Source organism: Vibrio sp. 10N.261.55.C5, assembly GCF_041470505.1.
Classification (GTDB): domain Bacteria; phylum Pseudomonadota; class Gammaproteobacteria; order Enterobacterales; family Vibrionaceae; genus Vibrio; species Vibrio crassostreae_C.
In genome coordinates this window covers 45,636-71,438 of sequence record NZ_JBFRMS010000055.1, presented here as the reverse complement: position 1 = coordinate 71,438, position 25,803 = coordinate 45,636, and the positions used below count along the sequence as shown (strand labels likewise).

Below are 25,803 nucleotides of genomic sequence, written 5' to 3'. Positions count from 1 at the left end.
TTTAACCAGCCAATATTGCCCGTCGATGGAAGCTGCATTTTGCAAAGAAAACGGCCAATGTGACCCCCACCATGACTTACCTCGGTCGATACCTAAAGCGGCCGCCCATATCAGCGTCTAGGTTACGACATGATTTCCAGGGAGGCTTAGTGACGTTTGATTATCTTAATCATAGGAATGGTCGGACTGAATCCCTCATTTTGAGTCCAGAAGCACTGATAGAGCGCATGATTGAGCATATACCAGATAAGCACTTCAAAATGATTCGATACTTTGGTTTTCTATCGAACCGACGTCGTGGTGAGATGCACCCTAAGGTCTACGATGCCTTAGGTATCGCCCCTAAAGACTCACCAGAAATGCCCGGTTACGCCGCCATGCTGAAAGGGTATGTGAAGGTTGACCCGTTTGAGTGCATTCTTTGTGGGCACCGTTTAACGTTTCTTCGCTTTAGGGCTGGAGAGGGGCTGTCAGAGCTGGTCCATCATGCTCTGATTCAATCCCAAATCAGGTCAATTTAGGTTTTTCGTAGGATGAGTGTATCTGAAATAGCGAAAACAGTGTGAAAGTGTTCAATTAACACTCGACTTTAAATTGTAGTGTAGGAGTTAGGTCAGTCACACATTTATTTTGACATGAGTTAAGCCACAATAGTTCAAGGTAAGGAATGATTCAGATTCCTTACCTTGAACCTTAATAGCTTCACGAACGTTCAACCCTTTCAAGTCGTCCACATCACCTAATTGTTCAGGGCTTTGACCACGACTGAACATTTTCAAATGATTCAAACGCTGCGTCATTGCTAAGCGTCGAGATGATAAGGTAGGTGTATTCACCGCACCTTCTGACTGACGCATCATTTTAAGTTGCTGACGGAGCGGCGTGTTTGTGGTGTTACCAAATAACTGTGTCATGTAAAATTCCTCCACTTAACATTCCGAAGTACCGATCCAATGACCGTCTGAATCAAAAGCATCCCATTGTTCACTATTGATAATGGTCTCGTTTTCATCCACCGAATCTGCAGTTCCTTCCCAAAATGGATTCACACCCACAGGCTCATTGTTAGTAAGTTGATTGTGGTAGACCCTAACCAGTGAATGTTTAAGTACCGCACCGAAAAACTTATTCGGATGAACATGATCGGTTTGCACCACAAACTGCATAACCACATCTTTACTCATGTTCCAGACGTTCGTTTTTAGGTACTCAAAAGACGCTTCATCATTTAATCCCTCCCGCTGTGCTAGAACCTGCTTAGAATTGCAATCAATGAGTTGAATGAAACCGGTTTGCCCTTCGCACAAAGAGATATCATTTTTTGGTGAGCTTTCGCGTGCCAACGACGAAACGTTGGTCGCTGAATTTAATGTAGAGAGAGTTGGGGTTGAATTTCGTTGTGCCATAGGGAGTTTCCTTTTTGTTTGAGGATCACTTTTATGGAGCCGCTTGGCTGTCCATTCCTCAAACATGGTTCTTCTCTGCAGGGGCGCGTAGCGTTCATTTACCCTTGTAGATAAGGTTCTGATTTGAGGAGGGTTAACAGCCTGCGAGCGCCATCAAATGATGGCGAGTCGAAAGGAAAATCGGCACATAAGAAAACAAGCCCTTACTCGACCTTAATTAAAGTCAGTGAAAGGCAATTAGGAGGCACGACGAAGCGCAGCTACGTAGTAGCGGAGGCGTTCAGGATTGCAGCGATATCCTTTTAACTAGGGCTGTAGAGAGGCACATTCTGGGGCGGCACGCAGTGACTCACCAGGGTGATGTCACTCTTAGGCCATAGATGAAAGATACAAGCAAAAAGCCTTGCCCGAAGGGTAACCCCAAAGCAAGGCTCAATTGTTCTAGGTGGAGGCTAACTCATCGACCTTAATCAACTGTTATAATTAACCTATGCCATAACGAACATTATTTGGTAGAGCACACGTGCTTGTCCAATTTTGCATGCAAAAGTCACAATGCGAAATTGAAAGTCACTCTCCACGCGTCCAATGAGCTTTGAGTTAGGCCTAACAGAAATATTCTCATATTTTCTAAATTAATCATGAGCAATTTTGCATGCAAAATCGAGTGTCGATTTAACGCCCTTTGAGTTTGATAGAAAAGAACGTTAAAAGAAGTAAGGAAGGGATACCGATCAAATCAATCTTGAACAATCTTAAATTCAGATCGTTTAACTTTTGCATCAATGGCCCGATTATATTTTTCAAGACGCTCTATTTGCCCCTTGTATCTTTCATCGACTGTACCTACAAAAGCCGCATCGAGCTTTGAAGTCAGATCAGCTAGTCTCGCTTCAGGTTCATTTATTAACTCTCCAGAATACGTCCAGGCACCGAGAACCCAAGTAATCACACGTTCTTCTAGCTCTCGTTTAAGAATATCAACATTGTAATCTCTCATTCGTCGAAAATGCTCTTCATCAGGAGTTACCACACCACTGGAATCCTCAACATCTAAATCGTTGAAACTAAGCGTGTAACCAGTTCGTAGGTCATTCAACATACATAATAGGTAGAAGTGATTTCTAGAAAAAGTCGTGAGCGGATACGAGCCTGAGCCTTTAATGTATGCAATAGAAAGCTTCTTAGCTAAAGCCTGTCTAGCGTCTTTAGCTCGTTTTCTTTGTTGCTCATCTCTAAGTCGTTTCTCTTTAAGGTGAGTGAACTTATGTTTGACACTATCCAAGGCTTCTCTAGCTTTTTCGATAGCTTCAATTTCTTCATCACTAAACAGCGACTTAGTATTTCGGTCTCCTAAAAGCTCCTTGGCTAAACCATTACTTAAACGCGTGATAGCGGTTTGCTTTTTCTTGGCCTTATCTGAATCCCAATACTTAAATAGTTCTTCGTTCATAACTTAACTCCTAGAATATTTAATCAACCGAAAACACTTAACCCTTTGTCGGATATACGCCAATATATTTTGGCCGTGTTTCTTTGGTAGCTATCACCAATAACGACTTGGCCATCTTTATCTAACACTCGTCGCTCAATAAAACCCGCATCGAGTAGGAGATAGAGAACCTTATGAGAGTTACTAAGACTCGGCACATCGAGTAGCTGCTCTTTCAGTGAATTAGCCTCATAGAAAAAGGTTTCATCATCTAATTTCAATCGTTCGACCTTGTCATTATCCAAGTTGTGATAACAAAGGTTCATGATCGTTAAAAGCTGAAAACAAAGTGATTGTCTAGGTAATTGAGAAAGCTCATGTAAGTGCTTAATTCTTTGTTCATATGAAAAAATCATGACGGATTCTCTTGTTTGTTTTTTTGTGTCATTGACTGCATTGACGCGACCAATCTTCGCTCATTGATTCTTGGTTTGTGAGAAGTTTGGATTTAGTCTTCTCAAATAGCATACGCGCGCCAAGTTCTCAGTCTTCACGCTGTTCTTCTACATTATTTAAAAACGCCGCAACTAACGTTCAGTTATTCGTATTCGCCGGAGTTCTCATTTTGTGCTTGCTTTGCAAGTTCTAGCCACTCGCCTAATAACACTTTCCAACTTTCATTGATTGGGTAGTCATTCAAGAGAAGAAAGCGAGCTGTAATAGCTTTTTCAATATCAGTATTTGGCAACCAATCAAGCTCAATCAACAAGTCAAAGGAAGCTCTACAAGCCCATTGAGGAGCGCGACTTTCAATAACCCAAGATTTTATTACTTCACCTGGAGGGGGGGACCTATGAGCAACATATGACCGATCGACAGCTCTAGTCGTTATTTGTTCAATGGCTTGAGTAGCACTGCCTTCAGAATGTAATGAGTACAACTTAATTAGGTTGGCTCGATGAGCATTCACTACTTGAGCCAACTTTTTTTTATTAGTGGACATGCTCTATCGAGTGATACCCAATCACTGCAATATCTCTGGCTGGTACTGTCAATTTCCCTGGACTAGAATCGAGTACAATAACTATTTGGCCACTTTCGGCTTGGCCATTGAGATCAATGAAGCCTTGCTCACCCTCAAACGATATTCTTATTCCATTACTTTGTGGGGTAGGGGTAGCTCCTAGTACTTTAGTTTGAGTGACTTCATTTAAAGGCTCTTCATTCGTTACTTTTTGATGCTCAGGGGAGGGTTGTTCTTCATCTGCTTGTTTTGATTTAGCCTCTTTCTTAGAAGCCTTTAGATTTTTTACAAGCTCTTTAGCTTCTTTACGTGAGACAGGAGATTTAAGAAGTTTCTTGGTTTCTTCCTCGTTGAGTTCTCCTGCAATACGTAGAGAGTTGACCGTATCAACATCACGGATAATGCCATTGTGATAAGCAAGTTCAATATAAGGAGGGCATTGAGCTGCCTTTCGAAAAGCGCTAATACGAGACTCAGATAAGCTCACAACATTAGCTAGATCTTTGTTCTCAACAATCCCTTGCTCTTCCATTAGCAGCTCTAAAGCGCGGCCTGTCTCAAAAGGAGTAAGATCGTTTCTATGAAGGTTTTCTGATAGTTGCGCTAACACTGTTCCCGCGTCACGCACCAAACATTCTACGTGAGTGATTTTATCACTCAGGTTGGCCGCTCTCCAACGACACTCACCCACTTGTATTTTGTAGCCACGAATATCTTTATGAGTCACTACGATGGGTTGAAGCTGTCCAATATCGTCCATATTTTTAGACAGATCGGCAATGTACTCTTCATCAAAGAATTTACGTACTTGTTCAGATGAATAGATATCCTCTTTAGGGATCAGAACAACGCTCTCGCCAGGTTTTACCTCGTTGATTTCTTCATTGAGCAACGATTTTGACTTGTTTTTCATCAAAGATTTAAAGTCTTTTTTACTACTCATGATAACGCCTCCGCTTTCAACTCAAACTCTTGCATCAAAGCATTGATATTGATGTATTCAGCTTTTTTAGCGTCGTACTCTATAATGCTTTGCTTAAACGCTGAGGCTTCTGAAACTCTAGTTGTATGGATCACCTGAGTCTTGAATACCAGGTCGCCATAATCCTCAGACAACTTGGTAGCGAAGTAATCTTGCAGTTGAGTAGGGACTTTTTTCACCATGTTTAGGTACATACCTAATACAGATACATCCAAACCATAAGTGCTTTTGATACGCGCTACAGATTTAAGGATTTTCGATACACCTTGAAAACTGTCTTCTTCTGCTGTGGTAGGAATCAACAGACCATCACACGCGATAAGGGCCGAGTATTGCAGGTTTCCAACAGAAGGGGCGGTGTCGATAAATACGTAATCGTATTGTTCAGCCAGTTTATTTATGTTTTGAGCAAAGAAACCAATTTCATCATTTGTACAGTTGTTAAGACTGCTGATGTTGAAAGTAGCCCCAAAGATATGAAGATTTGAATTGAGTTCGACAGGCTCACCATAGAACTCTTCATCGAAGAATGAAATGACATTCGCCTCACCGACTTTTCGAGTGATAGAGGCGGGTTTCGCTTTGCTCTCGTCATTTTGGTCAAAATACTTATCCGTCAAATTACATTGCGGATCCATATCTACAACCAACACTTTTTTACTGCGCACATGAGAAAAGTAGTAAGCCAAGTTAACAACAGTAGTCGTCTTACCAACTCCACCTTTTTCATTACCGATCGCGACGACTTTACCCATTAGTATTACTCCTTTGAGACTGGCGTTAACGCCTGATTACAAGGTTAATACTAAGGATAAGCCATTAAAAAGTCAATAGGAAAAAACAAGATTTTGCATGCAAAATTGATCGGTCATAATTTACACACAATTTCAGGGGATAACTACCGAATAACTCATGAGATCTTTTATCAAATTCCAACTATCGTGATACGCCTCTCTAAGATGTTGACGCTACTTTTCTGATAAACTAAGGCTTCAGTTATCTAGATAGAATAAACTCATGAGTCGGAACCTTAAACACTATCAAGCCCTTGATGAACTTGTAACAAATTCACTTCTCGGACTGTATTGCACGATGAGTCAGCAAGGCGGATTTTGGACAACTAAAAGAAGAAACGAGCTGTTAGTAAAGTTCATCAAACCAAAAGTAAAGCGCCCTCAGTTTTCGACATGTAAAAATGAACTAAAGACAATGCTCAGTATTGGCCGCAGTGGAACAGGTAACCTTGAAGAAAAGCTATGGGATATCAATCGACTGAATTTCGAGTATCAAGCCAAATTTTCACAGGCTGACGAACTCTATATCATGTTAACGGAGTTATTTGAGCAGTATCAATTCCCATCGATGCTGGAAGATATAGAAAAAGAGATTGAACGAGACACTCTCTACATGAAAGAAAAAAGCGTAGAACAAGGATTTGATGAAGACAGCAATCAAATAAAGCCATTGGCCATGACAGTGAAAACCCATCGGTTGAAATTATTAATTAAAGCACTGCAAGCCAAAGGGATTTATCGCGTTGAAATTGTTAGTGAAGATAAAGACGAAGTCATTCACCTTTTACTGCATCGTGAGAGGTAAGGGGACACTACTAAGGAGAGTGATTACTTCTATAAACATTTTGCTCTTAGTTAATATGCTCACGAAAACAAGCACATCTAGTAAGAGCAGGGGGGCTCTAGTCTATTTTTTTTAACAATAATAATAGATACAGTAGGGTGGTGCTCTACAACTTTTATAACACCTCCACTGCTCCCATTTTCATGATCCCAATAGACTGTATCGCCTTTGCCTACTGGATTAGCAAAATACGCAATAGTCCCTTCTGAACGCTCTACATCTTCACTATCTTGGCTAACTATTATGAAATACTTAAATTTGTCAGTCATTATTGTTTTCGCTCACGTTAAATATTCCAAAAACAGTGATTAAAGCATCAACAAACTCACCGGCTTTAACTTCACCAAGAAAACACGGCTTGAAGGAATCTGTAACCATATATTTTTTCTTAGCAGGAACGTAGATCATCGAATCTGGATTAGCCGCTAAATAGTCTTGAAAGACCTTACTCACCTTTTGACGGCCTAAGCCCAAATGACGGTAAATATCTTTACTGGTAACGTGACCATTGAGCATTAGCTTTGCATCAATCAGTTTTAATACAGCATCATCAAGTAATGGACGTGACACGATTTTTCCTCGTCAAATAATCTCAAGCTCAATTCTACATTGGAACGATTTCGTAATGAGTCCATCAGATATAAAAAGTTTAAGACAAAGCAATACTCACTCTAGTATTATAACTCATTAAATCAAATGCTAAGAGGTAACTTGTGCATATTCAGGAAGGACATTGGGTTGTAAATATTCAAAATGAACAAGGAAGCATGGTTAGCTATGATTTAACACACCTTAAAGATAAGGGGTTTGTTATAGATGAATTCGAAACAGAGTCAAAGCATTTAATCAAACTCAATATAAACATTGTTCCCACAAACCACCTATACAGTCGCGCATTTGATCAAGACAAAGATAGCATTCAAGCATTAGATCAAACAGGCGAGCTTCTTAGAAGATATGAACACTACTCTAACAATTATAGAGCAGTAACCCAAGAAAGAACTCTCAGCAATGAATTGCGCGTTTTTTGCAATGACAAATACACAGAGAACCGAAGCTTTTTTCCTAGTTTTATCGACTTTCTAAAAAGCAATCTCCATAACATTTGTGTCTTACCTCATTCGAAGAAAGGAGATCACCGAAAAACACTTACAGGGCTTTTATCAGTAGAAAAAGATAAAAACTACATAGTACTTTTCACACTACATAAAACTAACAACAAAAACATCAATATGTTTTGTGAAACAGCATTCGTTGTTACAGATGATGATTTTCGTGCCAAAAAACTAATCACACCAGATGATACAAGTAAGCCGTTTCTAGTTTTGCTTAAAAATATTCTGTCTGGAAGAAAACCATTTGAAGGGAAAGCTAAAAAAGCAGCGAAGAAGAGTTACAAGAAGAAAAAGAAAGCAAAAATGAAGGCTAAAGATCAAGACGGCTCTTCATAACCGCTAGGTTAGAAGAGCCATTGATAAAGTTCCGTGATCCCTATTGAAAGAAATGAATCTTTGTTTATCCATGTCTTGCATGGCGCTACCATCTGAAATTATAAGATATGATGTATCACCATCTTATCCCTAATACAGTATATGCATAAGCTTACTAAGGCAGCGGGAGGTAGGGTATATATGGTAAGCTGTGCTTTCCAGTCAATCCGAACGATCCTACTCTTACTATCATCGATTCAATCAGTTCAAATCGATAATCAAAAGATAACCAAATATTACTTACATGTCAATAAAAAGACCCTGTAAATAATTCTGTGTAACTGATCTTGGTTACAAGTATTCAGTTAGTCGGTCTTCGAACATAATCATCAAGATCAGAAGGAGTCTTGATTGTAGTGGGTGAGTTGCTTTGGCCAATAGATAAGAGGGTTTGCAATACCTCAGATTATCCGTCAACTGCTAATTTAGTAAAGTCACTGACCACATTTATGTCCAGAGGTATACCAACGCGACTATCGCAGGCATTGTTTCGTCTACTAGACAAAAGCCTCTCAGGTTGAATTTTTACCCGTGGCACTTTCTAACTCGAAAGTGCCCCATTGCGCATTAGGAAGAGAGTTGAGCGCAAGTTCAAGCCCTGCTATTTGACTTACTTTTCCTCATGCCTAGAGATCCAACAACGTAGCTAAATTTTCTAGTCCACAACAGACTGACCTTCAATCACAGTTACGCACGAATATGTTGTTCAACTAGTTCTAGGCTGTTGAATAGTAGAGAACTAAAGGGAAGTTTTTGATTGATAATGAGCCTTGAATTTGACTTAATCTGAACCAATCAAGCCTATCGAATTACATAAAGTCACCTATTGCATAATCAAGTACCAGATACTCCCCCCTCTAGCATATTCTTGTTTAAATCTAAACCTTAGATGTATTTCAACATTACGCTTCTACAACCATGTTATGCATAACTGCTAACTCATTCACAATCTCTTGTGTGAATGAGTTCAGTGAGTCTGGATTTGACAAGAATTGCACATCTTTTGCGCCGAGGTTCCTAAAATTGATATTCTTTTTTGGATAGTCCCAGAACGTATTGTGTTCTTCAGCGTTATAGTTGTGGTCTCGCTTTGGTAGTTTTTTTCCTTTTATGATTTTTGTTTCGTCCTCGCAATAAATACCAAAATAGAGGTGATGATCCTGCTCTACGAATAGGTAGAAAGAGGGGAAGTCTTTTAATTCAATTTCTTGAATAATCCATTTTGAATTTCGTTTGGCTTGAACATAATTTTTTACGCAGGTTCTTGCGTCATGGCGGTGAGCAATTGAATCATTAGACAGCTCTCCAAATTGTGCAGCCATTTTTTGACCAAGCATTTCCCACATAGCTAACTGAGCATCAATAATAACTTCTTCGTAAGCTTGATTTAGTTCAGTAATAGATAGTAAGTTATCGTCCGTTAAAAGAAACTTTTTAAGCTGTTCCACATGTTCCATATTATCAACTCGATTAGTCAGATTGTTTATAAGAGAAGTATACTGAATTAAGGCTTCACGAAGTGGTGCGTTACGCACTGCTAATTCAGTACATCGACCTATCCAGCCATATATATCTTCACGATAGCTCAGATTACCTACTTCTTTCTTCAGCTTCCCAATACTCTCGGGGCTTGGTTTTTTACCATCGAGAGTCAGATAAAACAGATGGATGTCTTTATACCCTTCGCTACGCATGGTTTGATAATATCGCTGGAGCTGTTTGTCCTGATCACTAGCGTAGATTTTGTTCTCTATGATCACTGCCGTATCATGAGAACGAATTAAAATATCGATGTTCTTATATTCACAATCAACTTTAATATCGCCAGTGATGTTTATGGATTGGCGTTGCAGAAAGTCCGCAAGGAATACTTTTCCATGATTGTGGCTTCCTTTTGGGTTGAGGATATCTGCTAGAAAGCGAGAATGGAGTCGAACTTCATCTGAATCTGATCTCAATACACTAAATAAATTATACTGCGGTTTCTCTGTGTATTTATTTCTTAATAGTTTTAGATAATCGAAAAACTGCTGGTTGACCATAACGTACCTCTATATGCAATAGCGATAGAGTTTATTCGATCGAAATAACCAAAATCGTGACATCACTATCAGAATAGAATGAAATCTCTAACTGTGAGTCAACATGCCGCCGCTGACTCGGATTTGTCCATAAACCTCTCAGCGCGATCATCGCTAACAAATTTTTGCCCCAAAGCTTCTCAGAACTGATAGAAACCAGATTATCCTCACTTCATTAGTGCATAATAAAAACCACTTACAACTGCATATCTATGCAAGTCTTATCTCAGAGCTTCTCCTAACGTACTAATCAGAGTCTTTACTTCGGGTAAGTAACGATCTTCGTGATGTGTTACTAGCCATTGGTCATGCCCCAGTTCATCAATAATGTTTCCTATGCGATGAAGTTGACGTTGTGCGTCTCCAATAAAAGTCGGGAGAAGTGCAATACCTTTATTCTGAAGAGCTAGATCAAGGCTATTTCGTGGTTCACTAACTTCACAAATCGAGTTGTAACCTACAAAACGATCGAGCCAACGACCTGAAGGGGTATCTGATAATACCTTTATCCATATTTCAGGGGAATCTTTAGTTGAATAAGGAGCAAACTCAACTCGTTTCAGTTTACGGCAAACTAAGGATTCATCTGTAGGTCTGATATTCCGAATACCTATGACGACCTCTCTATGGGATATATTCAATATTTTTTCTGTAGAGATAAAGCGTATAAGAATTTTATCTAGAGTAGCTGAAAACTGGTTTATATTTTGTATCAAAAATAACGTAGTCCATGTGCCCGCAGAGATTTTTACTAAAGGTCTATTGTCTTGTGAACACACTCCTGTAATTGTTGTTATTTGTGACTCCAACGCTGTTAGTTCTTTTAGCAACTTTTCTCCAGCAGCAAGCAACTCATATCCCCGATCATGGCGAAAAAATAACTCTTTCCCCAGAGTTTTTTCGAGTGCGTGCATTCTGCGACCAAGTGTAGCGGGGCTGCGTTGACTTGATTTTGCGGCTGCGGATAGACCTCCTTCCTTAGCAACGTAAATAAATAGTTGTAGATCACTCCAGTTTAAATCCATTTCACTCATGAAAAGACCTTTGCATATCGTTTTATTGCTGAAAGTCTATTGTCCTGTAATGTTTAGAACATAGAAAGGGCATACTGATCTTTTTGCCTTAAAAAATACATGTAACTAACTGCTAAGAGGTGCGAATAATGAATGTAGGACTTGGAACTGCAGGCTTTGGGACATCAATATCTGAATCACAAGCTCATGAAATCATGGATACCTTTATTGAAAACGGTGGAACCATAATCGACACTGCTAACAATTATGCATTTTGGGCAGGAAGAGGCGGAGAAAGTGAAAGAGTTATTGGTAACTGGCTTAGAACTAAAGAAAGGAAACAAATCGAAATTCATACAAAAATTGGCGCACAACCCCTTGATGGTAGGAACTTTGATAGAGCAGAAGGCTTGAGCAAAGTAGCTATAGACAGAGCAGTGCAAGCATGTCTTGACCGTTTATCGACAGATTACATTGATGTTCTGTATGCCCACATTGATGATATATCGACACCTTTATTGGAAACATGGTCTGCACTTAGTTCCTTGATTAACGATGGTGTAGTTAAGCGACTTGGAATTTCTAATTTTTCCTTACCCCGAATCAAAGAACTGCAGGACGTCATTAGTGCTCATGATTTAACGCCTATTAGCTATGCACAGTATCGTCACACAGTAATTGAACCGCTAAAAGGAGTCGACTTGGGAGTACAAATTTGTCTTGATACCGAGATCATCAGTGCACTAAGAGAAAGGAACCCAAACATCAACCTGGTCGCTTACTCACCACTACTAGATGGATCCTTCGAGTTTGATGGAGCTTTACCTAATAACTACGACAGCGAAGCTAACAAACACATTGTGAAGAAAACTAGAGAAGAAGCTCGCTGTTATGGGGTAAGCCCATCAGCATTGGTACTAAAAAAGATTTCAGATGAAGGAATAATGCCTTTGACAATGACGGGTAAGGCCGAGCGGCTATTAGGTAATATGCAACTTTTCCAAGACGAAAATTAGTTTAGAACTCGGAGAGCAGATTACTCATAACAGCTGCTATTACAGATAACATGTAATAGTGATGCTACATCTTGCTAAAGATCATTTTGTTGCGAATCTAACAAGAGCGTTCTATGGTGGAAACTTTTGTCTAATCCCTGTCATCCCAACCACCACTGAGAACGGTGGTCTATGACTTTTTGCGATACAAAAAGTTATCTGAAAGCGGGACTGTAGAGCTTTTACGTTAAGTTGGTTTTGTCCAAAAATGAGTTTCAGAAGCATCGTTTAATCAAGCCAGGTGAGTGCCTTATCAAACCCCTCTGGCGTTATATTGATGTACCAATCTAGATCCACTTTTTTGCGCATAACCAGTCCACACTCTTCAAGAGCTTTACATGAAACTCGGAAGTTGTTCGGGTGAATATCTCTCCCAAGCACTTGATTGACGGCCTAGGTTGATGACGGTTGACTTACCTTCTTTTACTCCTTTGATGAACGCCTTGGCCAAACATCTTAAGACCTCTTTTTGAACCTGGCTCATTCTTGCTCTTTTCATTCTCTCTGCCTCTTAATCATTGCAACAATAATTAAATTAAAATTCTGAAAATTTATTTATTTCATCAAGGGATAGGTTCGTGCTGGCTGCTATATGCTTGCATGTAGAGTCAGTATGAAGCCGACAGAGCGAAGCAACGTCAGTCAGCTCTTTACTCATTTAAAGAACAGCTTTGTTCGCGATTCTAAAGAGAGATATTTTTTCCTAGAACCTTATAGACCGTAGTCCTACTGCACTCTAACTCTTTACTGATCGCATGCTTGTTCATTCCTTGGCTTGCAAGCTCTTGAATACGTGTATGAAGCGTCTTATTAGGAAATCGGCCAAGATGCCTCCCCTCAGAGCGAGCACGCTCTCTGCCTTCATTACAACGCTGTAATATTCGTTTTCTTTCCATTTCAGCAAACGCCGATATGGTCGTATAAATGACTCTACCTACATCGCTATTGATATCTAAATCCCCCAAATCATGAAACACCAAACCCGCTTTCTTTTGCGCTAGCTGATCGGCAATTTGCAAAGCATCAATGGTATTTCGAGCAATGCGGTCGACTTTGGTAACATGAATAACATCTCCCTCCCTTGCAAAATCCAGCAACAGGTTAAGCTGTTCTCTATCAGAGGATTTACCGCTCGCTTGCTCTTGGTAAATTTTGTCACAACCAAGACGTTTAAGTTGTTCAAGTTGAACATCGAGCGTTTGGTCTTGGGTGCTAACACGAGCATAACCAATTTTCATAAAATGGCCTAAAAGTGAACTTAAAGATATTGATACACAAGTGTACATGTTCACTTTAAATTATAAAGACTAACTGAACAGTTATTAGATGATTGTGAGCAATGTCCATAAAGTTACACCTTCATGGACAGTCACTAAAATTAAGTAGAGACTCAAAAATTAATCATTGCAGCAATGAATAACCAAAAGTATGGAAAGAGGTTTAACTTGGTTGAAGAACACTTTGAAAAGCAAAATGTCGCTTAGCTAAGTGTCCAGTCTGACTGGAGCGATCATTAGGGGGAATGGTTAGGATTAAACAAATGTTTATGACTCTACGAGCCTCTGCAATAGCTTCTCTAGCGCAGCTCAGAGCCCAATGATCTCTTGCTAATCTGACTAAGCCAAAGCTAACTGGTCAAAATCTATAGTTTTAACGGCCTTGAGGTTAGTAGTCTGCTTTGCTTTCCATAAATCATACTGGTGTTGCATCGCTAACCAACTCTCAGGAGTTCCGCCCAGTACAACCTGTAGCTTTAGTGCCATCTCAGGGCTGATAGAGCTTTGGCCTTTCACGATGCGGTTGAAAGTAGATGGGCTTACACCCAAGTTCTTGGCTACGGCTCTAGAACTAAGGTTAAACGGTTCAAGGTACACATCGTGGATTAGTTCGCCCGGATGTGGAGGGTTGTGCATAATCATTAGTGGTAGTCCCTATAGTCGAGTATAAAAGCGTTTCCATTTCTAAACTGAAACGTAACGCGCCAGTTGCCGTTAACATCAATAGCCCAAACATCATCTTTCTTTGGGTTTAGCTGATGTAGTCTCCAGCCAGGTTTATTGATATCAGCGATAACAATTGCGGTATTGATTACAGCTAACTGTAACCTTAGCTTTTTGATATGTTTGGCTTGGATACCCGCAGCAGTCCCTTTAACAAAGAACTTTTCCAGACCTGTATGCTTAAATGATTTTATCATGTAGATACTATAGCGTGTTGCGCTTCACGCTACAATCTTGGTAAAGACATTTTAGCTCTCATCTGTTCTTTTAGCCAGTTTTGCTATACCCGTGATCATTGGAGGTGGGGTAGAGAGGGAATTAGTAAATTATCCTACGCTAAGCAAAAGTTCCCTGATTGCATTTACCTATTGCCATTCATTTTGGTTTCGCAATATGTTTTTGCAACGCTGAAAGCCCAACGATGGGCTAAAAACTACCAAGCATTAGGTCCAAAAGAAAGACTGGCAGTGTTGGCCGCAGTGCAAAAGTTAGGGGAAAACAGGCAAAGCACAAGATGCGGTGTAACCGGTGTGCGTAAAAGCCCTAGATCTAATGGTGGTAAACTTTCGCTTAATCATTGGTAAGTTTTGCCAAAAGTTTACCAGCGATCGACACAACAAAGATTTTTGATCAATAAAGAAAGCGGTAGGTGTAATCGATATAACCCAACTTTCATCGTTGCCTTTACATTCCAACGAGCCAAAATATTGATCTGATATGAATAAGGCTTCTTGAATATTTTTTAGGCTTAGCTGCGGCTTACAGATAGGAAAGCATGAACATTAGCAGGTTAGGCTACACCACTATTTTTAATGACTTAAGAATTAGAAACAGTCTGCGCTACACCCAAGTAGTGCTTAAAATGGCTTTTTGAAGCGTAAATAACTATAGCAGTCTTTGTTACGCCTAGTGTAATAGCTATATTCACAAATAAGGCAGCGATATTTTAACTAAATAATTTCAATAACTTAAAATTAAAAAGTAAATCACTACAAAAATAAAATGCAGTTTGCACTACACCAAGAGGTAGAAACAATGAGTTGTATAGCACTAAATACAGTTGAGGCTACACCTTTCTATCAATATATAGACAGAAAAAACAGTAATGGCTACACCTTTAGAAGAATGAAAGCGGAAAGAAGCAGTTTGGGATACACCATTTAAGAAGATTGCCTGTGCACAGTATGCGTTACACGATTTTCCAACCCAAAACTACAGTAATGGATACACCTGACATAGCGATCCCAAACGTGCAGTTATGGTTACACCACAATAGTAATTGGCAATTGGAAGCTGGCTACTTTATTTCGGGTAAAGCTTTATTTCGCTTGGTGATTTTATAAGCCCATTCACCATGCCACGTCGTTTCCTGCCCATGTAAGTAACCAATTGATTCTAGTCTCTTAATTGCCGATTTAATCGATCTATTAGCCTCCTTATTGCTCATATTCAAAGCAAGACGATCTCTCATGCGACTTAAAGATACAGGGAAAGGGTCTTCGGGTAGGCAAGCAAAAAACAAATATAAGCATTGGGCTGTTTCAGCTCTTGGGATAGACGAAAGGGTGCGCATACTAATTAAGATTTGACGATCAATACGATACAGCTCCCACAGGTCAGGATCTCCTTCCAGGATGATAATATCGGTATCCATATTATAAACAAATTTCTTAAGCAACGAGGTTGATGTCGCTTTAGAGCCATCTTTCGTAGCCATACTTATCTTTTGACTCTGAATACGCTCTAGTGACTCTTTGATACGCTTACGAAACTTCGTGTTTAACATCTGCGTACTGAATCCACAAAACTTTGTAAATTCAGAGAGCTTCATTGTTATCCTGTCGGAATCATAACCATACTTTGAAAAAGCAAAGACAACCCCACACCAAACTTTGAAGTCTGTTCGTACATTGAGTCTTTCACCTTTGAGAGATGCGTATTCGTATCCTTCACGTTTGTACAGGGATATATCTCTAAACTCGTCGCTTACATTATGCTTTACAACAGTAAGATCATCACTTTTATTACTGTTCTTAGCAATTGGCGTAAATAAGGCTGTACGGATTAATATATTGGGCTGGATAGTATGTGTATCAGATATTACCAGACCATCACTAATCACCGATAAGAGTTTGTTTTCCATAGATAATATCCAAATTTAGTTACTAACATACTTTGCAGTTCATGCTACACCATACACAGTCTATGATACACCGTCTACAGTTTAGGCTACACCAGATGCAGTTTATGATACACCTATCACGGTTTAGGCTACACCCTGATCATGCATAAAGCCAATACTGACAAGGCTTTGAGGCGATCAAGGATCAATTTGGATCTATTAGGTTCATATTAGGTTCATATTAGGATAATTAGGACTGTGGATAAGTGGATAACTATCCAAATCCTTTATACTAAATTACTGACGGGGAACGCTTTTGGCGTTCCTGTGTCTGATTTGGGCGATGGACAACTATTCGCTCGTACCTCACGAAAGTTGACCACACACAAATCTGAAATAAATAACTCAACACATGATCTGAGAAAGATCTTTAAGCTTTGTTGTATATTGAGGCGATAAAAAGTTACGATTCATCTGCCAATGTTATGTTGTTCCTTGGGAGAAATGACGATATCGACTTCTGAAAATACTTCAGACAAAGCTCATCCACAACCTGAAAGTCCATGGTGATCTTCTCTGTCAGAGCCTCGGCGTGGATAATATTTTTCCCCTTAATCAAAAACTGGATCTGAAATTTGAATAAGGATTTTTCCTTCGCTTTCAAGCACACTTTGTACTTCTTGGAAATTCCAATCATCACCAGAAATTAAATCCGCATCAAAAGGAACCGTGGCATCAATGCTTTCAAGACGCTCTAATAGCCCTTTAACATTAGAGTATCCCCCTTCCTCTTTTGCTTCTTGGAGGAAGGTTTTTGGCGGTTCATGGTAGACTTTACCAACTGGTAGTGCACCATACTTTTTATATTGAATCTTGACTTGTAATGTTGGTGATGCCTTTCTTAGCAATTCCAAAATCTGACTTGTTTTCATGCGACAACTTTCCCTCTAGTTGGTGTCTTCACGCATAATGCGATAGTTAACGACTGCAATGTATGCACCGAATGGAATTAAACAGATCCCTAACACTGCGAAGTAATCCCACATTAAGCCACTGTTTAAGTAGCCTAATAATGAATCAAAGCAGAGGTCTAGCCCCAACCACTAAAGAAAGCCGCTATTCTCGCTGATGTGTTGACGTCTAAAACTATCATGGTCAGCGCAATTCCAAAGCCGAACAAAGACAAAATAAGGGACATCAAACATTGCATTTTTTGGTGTGATTGAAGCATCTATTTTCCCCATTACAGCTTCACACATGTAAATCTACAAGACGTAGAACCCTGATCATCAAATTCAAATATGTAGCCTTTAACACCGTCATCATTAGTATTCTCGCCAAACCTACAGCTACCTATTGCTTTAACACTTACACCTGTTAGATAGCAAATAGAGAAATCCTTATCGAACTCTTTCTTGGGGATAAAAGCATTACATCCGGAGAAAAATTTTCCGCGCCAATGTTCGCCAGAAAAAACAACTGGATTGTCTTTTAGCGCATAACCTACTTGTTTAACCGAACAATCAGATTCATCGGTAAATACTTCTGTCAATTGAGATGCGAGCGTAGGGCTTGCCAATAAAGCTATTAGTAAAAGTGCTTTTTTCATGTAATCCTCTTGATTAATAATTACAACGATACAGGGCTGAATCTCCCTTGTTTTTCGATTGTTGCTGTATGATGGTATTAATCGGTTATGGTCTTGGTAGTCGTAGCTAAACCAAGACAACAACATATAACGCACAACTGTTCATTAGATGAGTAGTACAAAGGTCTGTGAGCGATGGATATTCTTTCTCTACATTAATATTATTCCCACTCTTGTGGCCAATCCCCAAATGCATTGTAGGGTTCTGCGGTTTAACTGAAATTGCGATTTTCATGTTACGGTTGTTTTGCAAGTGACCGACCGCCGCATTTAGTTCGGGAACATACTGAGCCATACCCACCGACACCTCACGTTGCTTGAGTGAAAAATAGGGAGTGTCATATCCACCCTTTTCTCTTCTAGTAACCCATAAGGTATTCAGGCTAACAGTGTAAGAATAGAAACGCATTGAACTAATAATAATTTATGTTCCCTGAGCTTGAATTACCCTCTGACGCAGATAAATCGAAACGCTAACCTTAATCTTAACGTTCAGGGGCCCATTCATTTTGTAAAGCCGCAAATACAAACCGTGACCATTTTTATGAATGTAAGAAGGACACCCTCTCACAGGGCGATACTGCTCTAATTACGCCGCAATATGAACAGCACAAAACCCTAGTCCTGCTAAGCCATACCATCCGGATGTAGGTGGACGTTAAGTGAGGATATGATGAAAGGGATCCACATGACTTAGCGTTGAATCGAAGAAGGTACCTGTCGTATGACAAAAGAAAGGTATCGCGTTCGGCTTTTGCTTGTTCTTAAATATTTATTTTTTTATTCATATTGGTATTCATGTTCATACGTAGTGTTCATAAGCGCAGCCCCTTATTGAGCACTATTGTAGCGATTCTTTTTACCCTCCCTTTCTTGCACTGCTTTTCTCATGAAAAACAGTGAATAGAAAAATCCTTTCCGAATAAGGCCAAGCGTGCAAGTTAACCCTAAACAACCCGGTGATTAAAACAAGAAAAATGAGAGATAAAGCAGGGTAGGATACGGTTCAGACGTACGGATCCCTCCGCTTTCGCGGAGACAAAAATCTCCCTTTAACTAGGGGCAAGGTCGGGTTGATACTCACTAAAGAAGGCGGAGGTTGCTTGAGCGTACGTGTTTAATGTTGACGCATTGAAGATCTCTTGTATCCCTGACGCGATCTTACGAAAAGACAGCCACTGAAAGCTCAGTCCTTTCTTTGTCTGACGCTTCCGTGTCGCGAGGATCAATTCGCTGATGTTGGCGTAACGCACGACTTTTAAGTCATTAAAGAAGCGAGGGGTAAACTGTTTGTATGCAGGTGCGCTGCGTATCGTCCCTTCGTCTTGGTCGACACACACATTGATCCGCTCACTGTGAAAATAGCTGGCACGCTTTAGATACTTCACCGCTTTCGCAAAGGACTTCGGCGAAATAAACTCCCCAAAGCGCAACGCATAATCTTCTTGAAGTTGATCGTAGCTGATGGTTTTCAATCCCGCTTCAGTGGGCAAACCGATGCGCCCTCCAATGAGGTCTGTGTTCGGCAGAATGCACGCTAATACTTTCGCAATTAAGGTGCGACACTGTACATTATTCACCGCTTCACCGCCCCATGCATTGAGTGACGGGAAACGATTGGGGTTGGTAATAAATTCTTCACACCCTTTTAAGATCCGCGCGTATTCTGGCGGTAGGGTTTCTACCTTACCGCTTCGGAGCAACCGGCGAGACTTAAATCCGATCTCAAAAGGCGTCTTAGGGTTTCGCGCGTTCTCTTCTTCAACGACACGTTGATACAATTCAATTAAATCCAGTTTCCGAGCCTTACGCTTACGGCGATACTCCGCATCGTAACTCGATTTATCGAACGGGGGAGGGGAGGAGTCGTGTCCAGGCGTCTTCATAACATTCACCGTCCACGTTTAAAACACACAACACTTCATCCCGAGGGATAAACAAGCGGTGTTATTGAGAAGGTGTTGTTTGGGCTTTAGCCCACGCCAAGGCTGAGTCAAAGGAGTCATGTTTTGATATCCAAGAGATTTTTGAGGTTGTTCAGATTCCACACCAAACAATGAAATTTCAACCTATCTCAACCGAGTAAATAAATCAAACGTCGGTTTTTTAGACACAAAAAAGCCGTCTACTCTTGGGAAAGACGGCTTTTTTGCGAGTGCTATATAGTCGAGTTGGAGGCCCAACACACTCTAAACCTTAAGAAAACACACTACATAAGGCACTACTGGTTAGCGGCCAATGTCGTGTATTTTAACCTTAACGACCTAAAGCAAGTATAGCGCGGCGTCGCCTGATATTTCAAACGCTAAGTGTGCCTTGGGATTATTCCCTTAACATAACCTAAATAATACGCAGATATGAAAAATCCATAAATAACAACAAGATAAAAAATAACCTTAGAAAAATTTATAGCACATTAAGGGAGGGAAATTAAAATAATTAATCTATTAATTATGTCTAATAACAAGAGCGCCAACAGTAAACACCAATTTATTTTCTTTAAAATCAGCATCTTAAATTTGGTGCGTATTATTTAGGTTATGTTAAATTCAAGAAATTTGCAGTAAATCACAAAACCAACAAAATTAGACGCCAGTGAGCGATTACATGACTCATTGATGTTTCGGTCTGGACGAGAGCGTTTCGGTTTTTTCTATTTAGGAAGACTTTTGTATGAATTTTAAATCAGAATGTATGGTTGAGAACAAGGAAGTCGGTATCGCTTTTAATCTTTCATCAAAGGCGAATAAAACGTTAACGCTCTCGGCGAAAAGAGCAGAGCGGGCCAAAAAGCGCGAAGGGAAACTTCGATTAGAAGATCACCTCAAACGTTTTCCTAATTGGTCTCTGTAACGAATCAGATTGCCGTCTGGGATTATTACCTCAGATGGCCTCGAAGGTGGGCTGCCTTCACTATTGCAAAAAGCGCCGCAGAGGGGCGCAGGCCTGCGTAATATGCCTAAAAAGTTCAGGAGCCTTACCTGGGGCGACGTCCAAGGCTGTTTTTCTACTCAATTAAGCACGCTGGTTGAGTGGTGAAATAGAGTTACTTGGGAATACCAGACACCACATCCTTTGGATGTGCGCCTTCTACTACAAGAATGCTCAAGCCAGTTTGTAGCACGGCTCTTGAAAGAGAGCCCATCGTTTTGTTTTTTTAAAAGAACAAAACAATGCCCTAACAAGGAGTGTGGACGATGCAAATTATCTACGGATATTGTCGTGAAGATGAGGCCGCGAGTTTATTAGGCCACTTTGTTGAACAAGGGGATTTTGTCAGCGTCAAAGAACTGGGAACGGTTGGGCGTGAACACATGGCGTTTGCCGCTTTGTTGCCTTTTACTGGGCACCTTGCATTTCCTTTCTGTTGGAAGGGTGTTCATTTGGTCGCGGTTCAAAAACAAGCTCAGTCAGTTAATCGTCTCACTCTCCCAACTTCAAATAATGCTTGTAAAAAACGTTATCGGAAGCTTAAGAACACCATCATTAGCGCTCAAAATTGGAAGCAACATGTGAGCCGTAATCGTGGTTTGAAGTACGCGAAGTCTTCGATGTTTTCTTAAGGATGTGGGAGGGAGCCCCCTTTCCCTCCATCCTGACCATGTACTTGATAATTTTATCACTCAATAAGGATACTTATTATGAAAACACGCACCCAGCGCACCCTCCTTGTCGGGCTTGGCGTTGCTGTTTCGACACTTCTTATCACTCAGCCTGCTCTGGCTGCCGATATCTTCGCGTCAGGTAAGCAAGCCATGAAAGACACGGCGGGCAAAGGCTCTGCGGTTGAAACCGCCATGCTGGGGACTGGGCTTGCAGGGGCGGTCGTCACTGGACTGATGAGCCGTAACTGGTTTGCGGCCGTTGGCGGGTTCATTGGTGGCTCAGTCTTGTGGAATGTTGGAGCGCCACTCGTCGGCTTAGGTTAAGGAGTCACAATGGAAGACCCTCATCAGTTTTTCTCTATCCCAAAACACATGAACAAAGGTCGCCGCTGGCTCGGGTTCCCTGTTGATGAACTCGTGCCTGCCCTCTGCATTTTTGGCCTCTCATTCTGGCTTAAACACGAAATGATAGGGCTGACGTTATCGCTGGCTTGGTTTGGGGGGTTGCGTTACATCAAATCACAATACGGCGATAATATCGTTACCCTGTCACTTTATTGGTGGGGCGCTTCTTTTGTCAGCCCCGCCCTCTTTAAGCGTACCCCCTCAGCCTGTCGTCGCTATTGGATTTTCTAAGGAGACCCTTCATCATGGACCCGTTTGTTAAACGGGATAAGCTGGCCGTCAAAAGTCTCCTCAATCTTTTTTTGAGTGCAGGCTTTCTTTTCATGCTTATCACTAACCTGGTGTTGGGTTACACCAGTTATCAAGCCCTTACCCATCAGAGCCGAACCCTAATCCCACCCACCCTCTCTCAAGCCTTTACGGTTTCGGATGGCACAGTCGATGAGCCTTATCTTGAGCAAATGGCGGATTATCTTCTCTACTTGAAACTCAACATTACGCCAGCCAGCGTTGGACGTCAGTTTGGTCAGTTACTTGAATATTTAGACGAGACAAGCTGGCACATCGTTCAACCTAAGTTGCTTCGAGAAGCCACGGTAATTAAAAAAGACAACATCAGCAGCCAATTTTCTGTCGAGTCTGTCCGTATTTCTCTCAACACTCTCCAAGTGCAACTCTATGGGAAACTCCAAAAGCACGTAGGCCAACGCGCCCTAGATCCGGAGATTAAGTGGTATCAAGTCAACTTTAGCTATGACCAAGGCGTCATAGGTTTACTCTCCATTGAAGAAGTCGAGGTCGACACCGATGAATCTTTATGAGCAATCATTCACCCCATCGCCGCAATGGCACCTTTATTTTTTGTCCATCGCGCTTTGGGTGGTCTTTTTCATCCCCTCTTTTGCCCTAGCTGAAAATGCCGCTATGGTGAGCTATGAGTTTGACGAAGGCGACACGATCCCCTTGTCACTCTCTTCCATTAACGTGAACCGTTTGCTGGTCAAAAATGACCGTATTATTTCGATCGTCTGCCCGAAAGGATTTTGTACCTCAACGGGCAACCAAAAAGACGCTTCCGGCTCTATCACCTTAAAAATTAACCTTCCCTTACCGTTTACCGCGCACCTGACGACAGAAAAAGGGCGATTGTTTGCTCTGTTTATTACCCCCAAAGCCACCCCGTCTTTGGTCACGGAGTTTGTTTGGTCGCAAAACTATAAAGAGCAGCAAAGCCCGACTGAGCAGGCGGCGGATTACCCCGCCGCCATGACAGCGCTCACCAAAGCCATGATGCGTTTTGTTCATGATGGCGCCCCCATCGCCGGCTTTAAACGTCACGACGTTGACCCCAAAACCTTACCCAAAGATGCAGCGTCACTGGCCATCATCCCTCAAACGGTCTTCGTTGGCCGTGATTACTCTGGGGTGGTTTATCAACTCAAAAATCAAAGCCGCAGTGACATGGCACTGACCACCGCACAGTTCTACAGCTATTCCGCACGCTCAGCCGCGCTCGATACCTATCAGTTAAAACCTGGGCAAACCACCACGCTCTATCTCATTACCGGAGGAGGCGCCACCCATGATCGATAAACCCAAAGACGCCTTTGACCGCTTTAAAAAACGCGTCTTCAAAGATACCGACGGTGACTTTGAAGACGGTGGCACGGTCAATGCCGTAACAAGAAAGCGCAATCGCACCATTACGTTCACGGTATTACTGGTGCTTGCCGCCCTGGCTTTTGCTGTTTGGCGGTTAACATTGCCTCCCCAAGAGCAAAGCAAGGACATTCAAGACGTCGGATTTGGTGCTGTCGTCACCGATGATTTTACCGACAAAGACAACCAGTCCGCCCTGACGTTTCAACAAGATAAAATCAACCAAATCGAGCAAAGCTTAGCGCGGTTCGAAGGCACCTTAAGTCGCTTTGGACAAAGCTTAACCTCTGAGTTGGAGAATATTAAAAAAGCCAATGAGCGCGATAAAGCATCGCAATTGACGGAGCTTGAGCAGCAGATGCAACAAAAGCTCGATGAAGTTGACGCGCTCAAGGTCCAACTTGAGACGCAATTAGCCTCAGCCCTCAATGCAGGCGATCCTTCGAATCAACATAGCGTAGAGATCCATCAGGGAAGCACTTTTGGCCAATACAAACTGCCCCCAAGACCTGCCATTAATAGCAACATAGATACCGCCAAGGTGAATGAGTTCCAGTACCAAGAGCAAGATGATGTGGCCTTTAGCGGGGATGCCTTTGATAGTTTTGAATTTCACTGGCAAGCCAGTGTAGAGGAGAGACAATCCCGTCGCACGACCGATAACTACGTGCCAACAGGCACCTTTGTGACCGCCGTGATCACCGGCGGCGCAGACGCTAATGGGGGCGTCTCTGGACAAGGGGATACCTCACCGATTGTCTTTCAGACCGTCAATCAGGGGATTTTACCCAACGGTGAGCAATCCAAATTAAAGAATTGCACGATCACCGGTGCCGTTTACGGCGAAATCTCATCCAGTCGCGGCGTCGCTCGCACCAATAGAATGAGCTGCATCCACCCTAATGGCGATATTCTCGATATCCCCGTCAATGCGACCGTGTTTAACTTTGGGCGCAATGGTATTCGCGGTACCACCATTATGAAAAACGGTAAAATCGTTCAAATGGCCGGCATTGCGGGGATCTTGCAAGGTGTCGGTGATGCGGGTAAAGCCCTGGCACAAACCACGACACCGACGGCGCTCGGACCAAGTCAAAGCATCAACAGCGATAAAATTGGGTTGAATCTGCTTGGCGGCGCCACGGAAAGCGTTGGCAGCAAATTGGCGGACTACTACATCAAACTGGCCGAGCTCTATCATCCGATAGTGGAAGTCAATCCTGGTGCCATCGTCAATATTGTCTTTTTGGAAGGCTTTCCATTAGATCCCCTATTGGCCGATGAATACGAAACCCGTATTAATGAGCAGCGTGAGCAAGTCTCCAACAGCAACCAGCTCTTGGATGTCATCACCAACGTTCCCTCTCTTCCACAAACCACTCAAACTGCCCCCATCAACCCATTAGCGCAAAAAATAACCCAACAAGGGTTAAGCGACGTGGGCTTTGGGCGTGAGGAATAACCATGAATAGGCATTCTTTGTTCTCACTATCGATACTCTTAGGTCTGACCGGTTGCAGCGCGGGCTTTGAGAGCGAATACAGTTGCGATAAGGTCGGCGGCGTTTCAGGGTGTGTCACCATGAACGAGGTTCGAGACAACCTATACGGTTATACCGGAGACAGTGGAAATGCCACCGTCTCTCCTCAATCTCGTCTCGCCCCACCTTCTGTCTTTACCTTACTGCCAAGGCGTAGCCGAGATGGTGAGCCTGAGCGAAGCCAAGAACACGTTAAAAAACTCACCGTCTTCCCTTTCATAGACAAAGACAATCACTACATCGATACGATGGATGTTTACTTTGTCTTAGACGATAGCCGTTGGTCTGGGCGCCCTGCGCGCGCGATTTGGAAAGATTGATTAGGAAAAAATAATGAAACGAACCTTAAAAATCATGGTTATCACGGGCGCGATATTATGGGGCACATTACTGAGCAGCGCCCTGGCACAAGTGGCGCAGTTTATCACCTCGCACACAGACGCCAGAGATCACGTTGTGGCGCGCTACATCGAGTCTCAGTACGCCCTAGATGAGCGCGTTATTCATCAAGCGGTCCAAGATTGCGTGCCGCCTCCTGCTATTAAAATAGAAGAAGAGAGCGGATCACTTCCCTCCTCAATCAAACGGAGCCCCTACACCTGCTTACAACAAAAAGGGCATCCTGAGCTTGCTCACCGCCTCCGACTCAGTGATGAAGCGATGCAGAGTGTTAGTTGGCCCTTGTCTTTGTTTTGGTAAAAAT

General features: G+C 41.8%; 30 protein-coding genes and 3 pseudogenes. 13 read left to right on the top strand and 20 right to left on the bottom strand.

From position 1 onward, the window contains the following. Positions 1-20: 20 nt before the first annotated feature. A pseudogene (locus AB4263_RS19850) lies at positions 21-521 on the top strand (transposase); the annotation flags it as partial. Positions 522-617: 96 nt separating this feature from the next. Here the strand turns inward: AB4263_RS19850 and AB4263_RS19845 are convergent. The 7 genes from AB4263_RS19845 to AB4263_RS19815 form a co-directional block, all read right to left on the bottom strand. Continuing rightward, complete coding sequence (locus AB4263_RS19845) at positions 618-914, bottom strand: hypothetical protein (RefSeq protein WP_102332442.1); 297 nt, start codon at positions 912-914, stop codon at positions 618-620. A gap of 15 nt (positions 915-929) precedes the next feature. Then, positions 930-1,406 (bottom strand): hypothetical protein, encoded by a 477-nt coding sequence (locus AB4263_RS19840; protein WP_102332443.1) that lies wholly within the window; start codon positions 1,404-1,406, stop codon positions 930-932. A gap of 739 nt (positions 1,407-2,145) precedes the next feature. After that, complete coding sequence (locus AB4263_RS19835; RefSeq protein ID WP_372098759.1) at positions 2,146-2,859, bottom strand: hypothetical protein; 714 nt, start codon at positions 2,857-2,859, stop codon at positions 2,146-2,148. A 23-nt stretch (positions 2,860-2,882) separates the two neighbouring features. Beyond that, complete coding sequence (locus tag AB4263_RS19830) at positions 2,883-3,119, bottom strand: hypothetical protein (RefSeq protein ID WP_253825046.1); 237 nt, start codon at positions 3,117-3,119, stop codon at positions 2,883-2,885. Between the two features lie 317 nt (positions 3,120-3,436). Beyond that, positions 3,437-3,841, bottom strand: a complete 405-nt coding sequence (locus tag AB4263_RS19825; RefSeq protein ID WP_372098758.1) for a hypothetical protein — start codon at positions 3,839-3,841, stop codon at positions 3,437-3,439. After that, positions 3,831-4,805, bottom strand: a complete 975-nt coding sequence (locus AB4263_RS19820; protein WP_372098757.1) for a ParB/RepB/Spo0J family partition protein — start codon at positions 4,803-4,805, stop codon at positions 3,831-3,833. Before AB4263_RS19820 ends, AB4263_RS19825 begins: the two co-directional genes overlap by 11 nt. Next, positions 4,802-5,599 carry a ParA family protein gene (locus tag AB4263_RS19815; protein WP_372098756.1) on the bottom strand — a complete coding sequence of 266 codons (798 nt, stop codon included), beginning with the start codon at positions 5,597-5,599 and terminating at the stop codon, positions 4,802-4,804. The genes AB4263_RS19820 and AB4263_RS19815 overlap by 4 nt, the downstream gene beginning before the upstream one ends. Before the next feature lie 262 nt (positions 5,600-5,861). Between AB4263_RS19815 and AB4263_RS19810 the strand changes: the two genes are divergently transcribed. Beyond that, complete coding sequence (locus AB4263_RS19810; RefSeq protein ID WP_372098755.1) at positions 5,862-6,443, top strand: DUF2913 family protein; 582 nt, start codon at positions 5,862-5,864, stop codon at positions 6,441-6,443. Between the two features lie 77 nt (positions 6,444-6,520). Here AB4263_RS19810 and AB4263_RS19805 read toward each other — a convergent pair whose 3' ends face one another. After that, positions 6,521-6,751, bottom strand: coding sequence for a hypothetical protein (locus AB4263_RS19805; protein ID WP_372098754.1), 231 nt, complete (start codon positions 6,749-6,751; stop codon positions 6,521-6,523). Continuing rightward, a complete protein-coding gene (locus tag AB4263_RS19800; RefSeq protein ID WP_016787190.1) occupies positions 6,744-7,052 on the bottom strand; it encodes a hypothetical protein in 309 nt (102 codons plus the stop codon). The genes AB4263_RS19805 and AB4263_RS19800 overlap by 8 nt, the downstream gene beginning before the upstream one ends. 143 nt (positions 7,053-7,195) lie before the next feature. Here AB4263_RS19800 and AB4263_RS19795 point away from each other — a divergent pair, with 143 nt between their 5' ends. Continuing rightward, the gene (locus tag AB4263_RS19795) at positions 7,196-7,933 is read left to right on the top strand and encodes a hypothetical protein (RefSeq protein WP_016787189.1); all 738 of its coding nucleotides are present in this window, start codon (positions 7,196-7,198) and stop codon (positions 7,931-7,933) included. Positions 7,934-8,874: 941 nt separating this feature from the next. Here the strand turns inward: AB4263_RS19795 and AB4263_RS19790 are convergent. Both AB4263_RS19790 and AB4263_RS19785 read right to left on the bottom strand, forming a co-directional pair. Further along, positions 8,875-10,014 carry a PD-(D/E)XK nuclease family protein gene (locus AB4263_RS19790; RefSeq protein WP_372098753.1) on the bottom strand — a complete coding sequence of 380 codons (1,140 nt, stop codon included), beginning with the start codon at positions 10,012-10,014 and terminating at the stop codon, positions 8,875-8,877. Positions 10,015-10,274: 260 nt separating this feature from the next. Next, positions 10,275-11,087, bottom strand: a complete 813-nt coding sequence (locus AB4263_RS19785) for a LysR family transcriptional regulator (RefSeq protein ID WP_372098752.1) — start codon at positions 11,085-11,087, stop codon at positions 10,275-10,277. A gap of 128 nt (positions 11,088-11,215) precedes the next feature. Here AB4263_RS19785 and AB4263_RS19780 point away from each other — a divergent pair, with 128 nt between their 5' ends. Further along, positions 11,216-12,082 carry an aldo/keto reductase gene (locus AB4263_RS19780; RefSeq protein ID WP_108091299.1) on the top strand — a complete coding sequence of 289 codons (867 nt, stop codon included), beginning with the start codon at positions 11,216-11,218 and terminating at the stop codon, positions 12,080-12,082. Between the two features lie 267 nt (positions 12,083-12,349). Here AB4263_RS19780 and AB4263_RS19775 read toward each other — a convergent pair. The 9 genes and pseudogenes from AB4263_RS19775 to AB4263_RS19735 all read right to left on the bottom strand — a co-directional run bounded on the left by AB4263_RS19775 (position 12,350) and on the right by AB4263_RS19735 (position 19,777). Further along, positions 12,350-12,620: pseudogene (locus AB4263_RS19775) on the bottom strand (hypothetical protein). 184 nt (positions 12,621-12,804) lie between these two features. Further along, positions 12,805-13,359 (bottom strand): recombinase family protein, encoded by a 555-nt coding sequence (locus AB4263_RS19770; RefSeq protein ID WP_372041691.1) that lies wholly within the window; start codon positions 13,357-13,359, stop codon positions 12,805-12,807. Between the two features lie 378 nt (positions 13,360-13,737). Next, entirely contained in the window at positions 13,738-14,040 is a 303-nt protein-coding gene (locus tag AB4263_RS19765; protein ID WP_048659320.1) for a HigA family addiction module antitoxin, read from the bottom strand. Continuing rightward, positions 14,040-14,318, bottom strand: coding sequence for a type II toxin-antitoxin system RelE/ParE family toxin (locus AB4263_RS19760; protein WP_048659319.1), 279 nt, complete (start codon positions 14,316-14,318; stop codon positions 14,040-14,042). Before AB4263_RS19760 ends, AB4263_RS19765 begins: the two co-directional genes overlap by 1 nt. 1,100 nt (positions 14,319-15,418) lie before the next feature. Next, complete coding sequence (locus AB4263_RS19755) at positions 15,419-16,264, bottom strand: RepB family plasmid replication initiator protein (protein ID WP_102556540.1); 846 nt, start codon at positions 16,262-16,264, stop codon at positions 15,419-15,421. 384 nt (positions 16,265-16,648) lie between these two features. Next, a pseudogene (locus tag AB4263_RS19750) lies at positions 16,649-16,720 on the bottom strand (DUF4113 domain-containing protein); the annotation flags it as partial. Positions 16,721-16,854: 134 nt separating this feature from the next. Continuing rightward, positions 16,855-17,175, bottom strand: a complete 321-nt coding sequence (locus tag AB4263_RS19745; RefSeq protein WP_372098751.1) for a hypothetical protein — start codon at positions 17,173-17,175, stop codon at positions 16,855-16,857. Positions 17,176-17,486: 311 nt separating this feature from the next. Further along, positions 17,487-17,852: a hypothetical protein gene (locus AB4263_RS19740; RefSeq protein ID WP_372098750.1), complete on the bottom strand. Its 366-nt coding sequence runs from the start codon at positions 17,850-17,852 to the stop codon at positions 17,487-17,489. A 1,091-nt stretch (positions 17,853-18,943) separates the two neighbouring features. Beyond that, positions 18,944-19,777, bottom strand: a complete 834-nt coding sequence (locus AB4263_RS19735; RefSeq protein WP_372098749.1) for a hypothetical protein — start codon at positions 19,775-19,777, stop codon at positions 18,944-18,946. A 787-nt stretch (positions 19,778-20,564) separates the two neighbouring features. Here AB4263_RS19735 and AB4263_RS19730 point away from each other — a divergent pair. The 9 genes from AB4263_RS19730 to AB4263_RS19690 all read left to right on the top strand — a co-directional run bounded on the left by AB4263_RS19730 (position 20,565) and on the right by AB4263_RS19690 (position 25,799). Then, positions 20,565-20,744 (top strand): TraY domain-containing protein, encoded by a 180-nt coding sequence (locus AB4263_RS19730; RefSeq protein ID WP_048661537.1) that lies wholly within the window; start codon positions 20,565-20,567, stop codon positions 20,742-20,744. 344 nt (positions 20,745-21,088) lie between these two features. Beyond that, a complete protein-coding gene (locus AB4263_RS19725; protein ID WP_048661538.1) occupies positions 21,089-21,454 on the top strand; it encodes a hypothetical protein in 366 nt (121 codons plus the stop codon). Positions 21,455-21,532: 78 nt separating this feature from the next. Continuing rightward, a complete protein-coding gene (traA, locus tag AB4263_RS19720; protein ID WP_048661539.1) occupies positions 21,533-21,820 on the top strand; it encodes a type IV conjugative transfer system pilin TraA in 288 nt (95 codons plus the stop codon). Positions 21,821-21,829: 9 nt separating this feature from the next. Further along, positions 21,830-22,132, top strand: a complete 303-nt coding sequence (traL, locus tag AB4263_RS19715) for a type IV conjugative transfer system protein TraL (protein WP_048661540.1) — start codon at positions 21,830-21,832, stop codon at positions 22,130-22,132. Between the two features lie 14 nt (positions 22,133-22,146). Further along, positions 22,147-22,722 carry a type IV conjugative transfer system protein TraE gene (gene traE, locus AB4263_RS19710; protein WP_372098748.1) on the top strand — a complete coding sequence of 192 codons (576 nt, stop codon included), beginning with the start codon at positions 22,147-22,149 and terminating at the stop codon, positions 22,720-22,722. Next, entirely contained in the window at positions 22,709-23,494 is a 786-nt protein-coding gene (gene traK, locus AB4263_RS19705; protein WP_080967332.1) for a type-F conjugative transfer system secretin TraK, read from the top strand. Before traE ends, traK begins: the two co-directional genes overlap by 14 nt. After that, positions 23,484-25,022, top strand: coding sequence for a TrbI/VirB10 family protein (locus tag AB4263_RS19700; RefSeq protein WP_132785210.1), 1,539 nt, complete (start codon positions 23,484-23,486; stop codon positions 25,020-25,022). Before traK ends, AB4263_RS19700 begins: the two co-directional genes overlap by 11 nt. A 2-nt stretch (positions 25,023-25,024) precedes the next feature. Next, positions 25,025-25,420: a type IV conjugative transfer system lipoprotein TraV gene (gene traV / locus AB4263_RS19695; RefSeq protein WP_048657845.1), complete on the top strand. Its 396-nt coding sequence runs from the start codon at positions 25,025-25,027 to the stop codon at positions 25,418-25,420. A 13-nt stretch (positions 25,421-25,433) separates the two neighbouring features. Next, positions 25,434-25,799 (top strand): hypothetical protein, encoded by a 366-nt coding sequence (locus tag AB4263_RS19690; RefSeq protein WP_372098747.1) that lies wholly within the window; start codon positions 25,434-25,436, stop codon positions 25,797-25,799. Positions 25,800-25,803 lie beyond the last annotated feature (4 nt).

Excerpts from the sequence above, each read along its gene's own strand:
- AB4263_RS19845 (WP_102332442.1), bottom strand. The coding sequence starts at position 914 with ATGACACAGTTATTTGGTAACACCACAAACACGCCGCTCCGTCAGCAA.
- AB4263_RS19840 (WP_102332443.1), bottom strand. The coding sequence starts at position 1,406 with ATGGCACAACGAAATTCAACCCCAACTCTCTCTACATTAAATTCAGCG.
- AB4263_RS19835 (WP_372098759.1), bottom strand. The coding sequence starts at position 2,859 with ATGAACGAAGAACTATTTAAGTATTGGGATTCAGATAAGGCCAAGAAA.
- AB4263_RS19825 (WP_372098758.1), bottom strand. The coding sequence starts at position 3,841 with ATGTCCACTAATAAAAAAAAGTTGGCTCAAGTAGTGAATGCTCATCGA.
- AB4263_RS19820 (WP_372098757.1), bottom strand. The coding sequence starts at position 4,805 with ATGAGTAGTAAAAAAGACTTTAAATCTTTGATGAAAAACAAGTCAAAA.
- AB4263_RS19815 (WP_372098756.1), bottom strand. The coding sequence starts at position 5,599 with ATGGGTAAAGTCGTCGCGATCGGTAATGAAAAAGGTGGAGTTGGTAAG.
- AB4263_RS19810 (WP_372098755.1), top strand. The coding sequence starts at position 5,862 with ATGAGTCGGAACCTTAAACACTATCAAGCCCTTGATGAACTTGTAACA.
- AB4263_RS19805 (WP_372098754.1), bottom strand. The coding sequence starts at position 6,751 with ATGACTGACAAATTTAAGTATTTCATAATAGTTAGCCAAGATAGTGAA.
- AB4263_RS19790 (WP_372098753.1), bottom strand. The coding sequence starts at position 10,014 with ATGGTCAACCAGCAGTTTTTCGATTATCTAAAACTATTAAGAAATAAA.
- AB4263_RS19785 (WP_372098752.1), bottom strand. The coding sequence starts at position 11,087 with ATGAGTGAAATGGATTTAAACTGGAGTGATCTACAACTATTTATTTAC.
- AB4263_RS19780 (WP_108091299.1), top strand. The coding sequence starts at position 11,216 with ATGAATGTAGGACTTGGAACTGCAGGCTTTGGGACATCAATATCTGAA.
- AB4263_RS19770 (WP_372041691.1), bottom strand. The coding sequence starts at position 13,359 with ATGAAAATTGGTTATGCTCGTGTTAGCACCCAAGACCAAACGCTCGAT.
- AB4263_RS19765 (WP_048659320.1), bottom strand. The coding sequence starts at position 14,040 with ATGATTATGCACAACCCTCCACATCCGGGCGAACTAATCCACGATGTG.
- AB4263_RS19760 (WP_048659319.1), bottom strand. The coding sequence starts at position 14,318 with ATGATAAAATCATTTAAGCATACAGGTCTGGAAAAGTTCTTTGTTAAA.
- AB4263_RS19755 (WP_102556540.1), bottom strand. The coding sequence starts at position 16,264 with ATGGAAAACAAACTCTTATCGGTGATTAGTGATGGTCTGGTAATATCT.
- AB4263_RS19745 (WP_372098751.1), bottom strand. The coding sequence starts at position 17,175 with ATGAAAACAAGTCAGATTTTGGAATTGCTAAGAAAGGCATCACCAACA.
- AB4263_RS19740 (WP_372098750.1), bottom strand. The coding sequence starts at position 17,852 with ATGAAAAAAGCACTTTTACTAATAGCTTTATTGGCAAGCCCTACGCTC.
- AB4263_RS19735 (WP_372098749.1), bottom strand. The coding sequence starts at position 19,777 with ATGAAGACGCCTGGACACGACTCCTCCCCTCCCCCGTTCGATAAATCG.
- AB4263_RS19730 (WP_048661537.1), top strand. The coding sequence starts at position 20,565 with ATGAATTTTAAATCAGAATGTATGGTTGAGAACAAGGAAGTCGGTATC.
- AB4263_RS19725 (WP_048661538.1), top strand. The coding sequence starts at position 21,089 with ATGCAAATTATCTACGGATATTGTCGTGAAGATGAGGCCGCGAGTTTA.
- traA (WP_048661539.1), top strand. The coding sequence starts at position 21,533 with ATGAAAACACGCACCCAGCGCACCCTCCTTGTCGGGCTTGGCGTTGCT.
- traL (WP_048661540.1), top strand. The coding sequence starts at position 21,830 with ATGGAAGACCCTCATCAGTTTTTCTCTATCCCAAAACACATGAACAAA.
- traE (WP_372098748.1), top strand. The coding sequence starts at position 22,147 with ATGGACCCGTTTGTTAAACGGGATAAGCTGGCCGTCAAAAGTCTCCTC.
- traK (WP_080967332.1), top strand. The coding sequence starts at position 22,709 with ATGAATCTTTATGAGCAATCATTCACCCCATCGCCGCAATGGCACCTT.
- AB4263_RS19700 (WP_132785210.1), top strand. The coding sequence starts at position 23,484 with ATGATCGATAAACCCAAAGACGCCTTTGACCGCTTTAAAAAACGCGTC.
- traV (WP_048657845.1), top strand. The coding sequence starts at position 25,025 with ATGAATAGGCATTCTTTGTTCTCACTATCGATACTCTTAGGTCTGACC.
- AB4263_RS19690 (WP_372098747.1), top strand. The coding sequence starts at position 25,434 with ATGAAACGAACCTTAAAAATCATGGTTATCACGGGCGCGATATTATGG.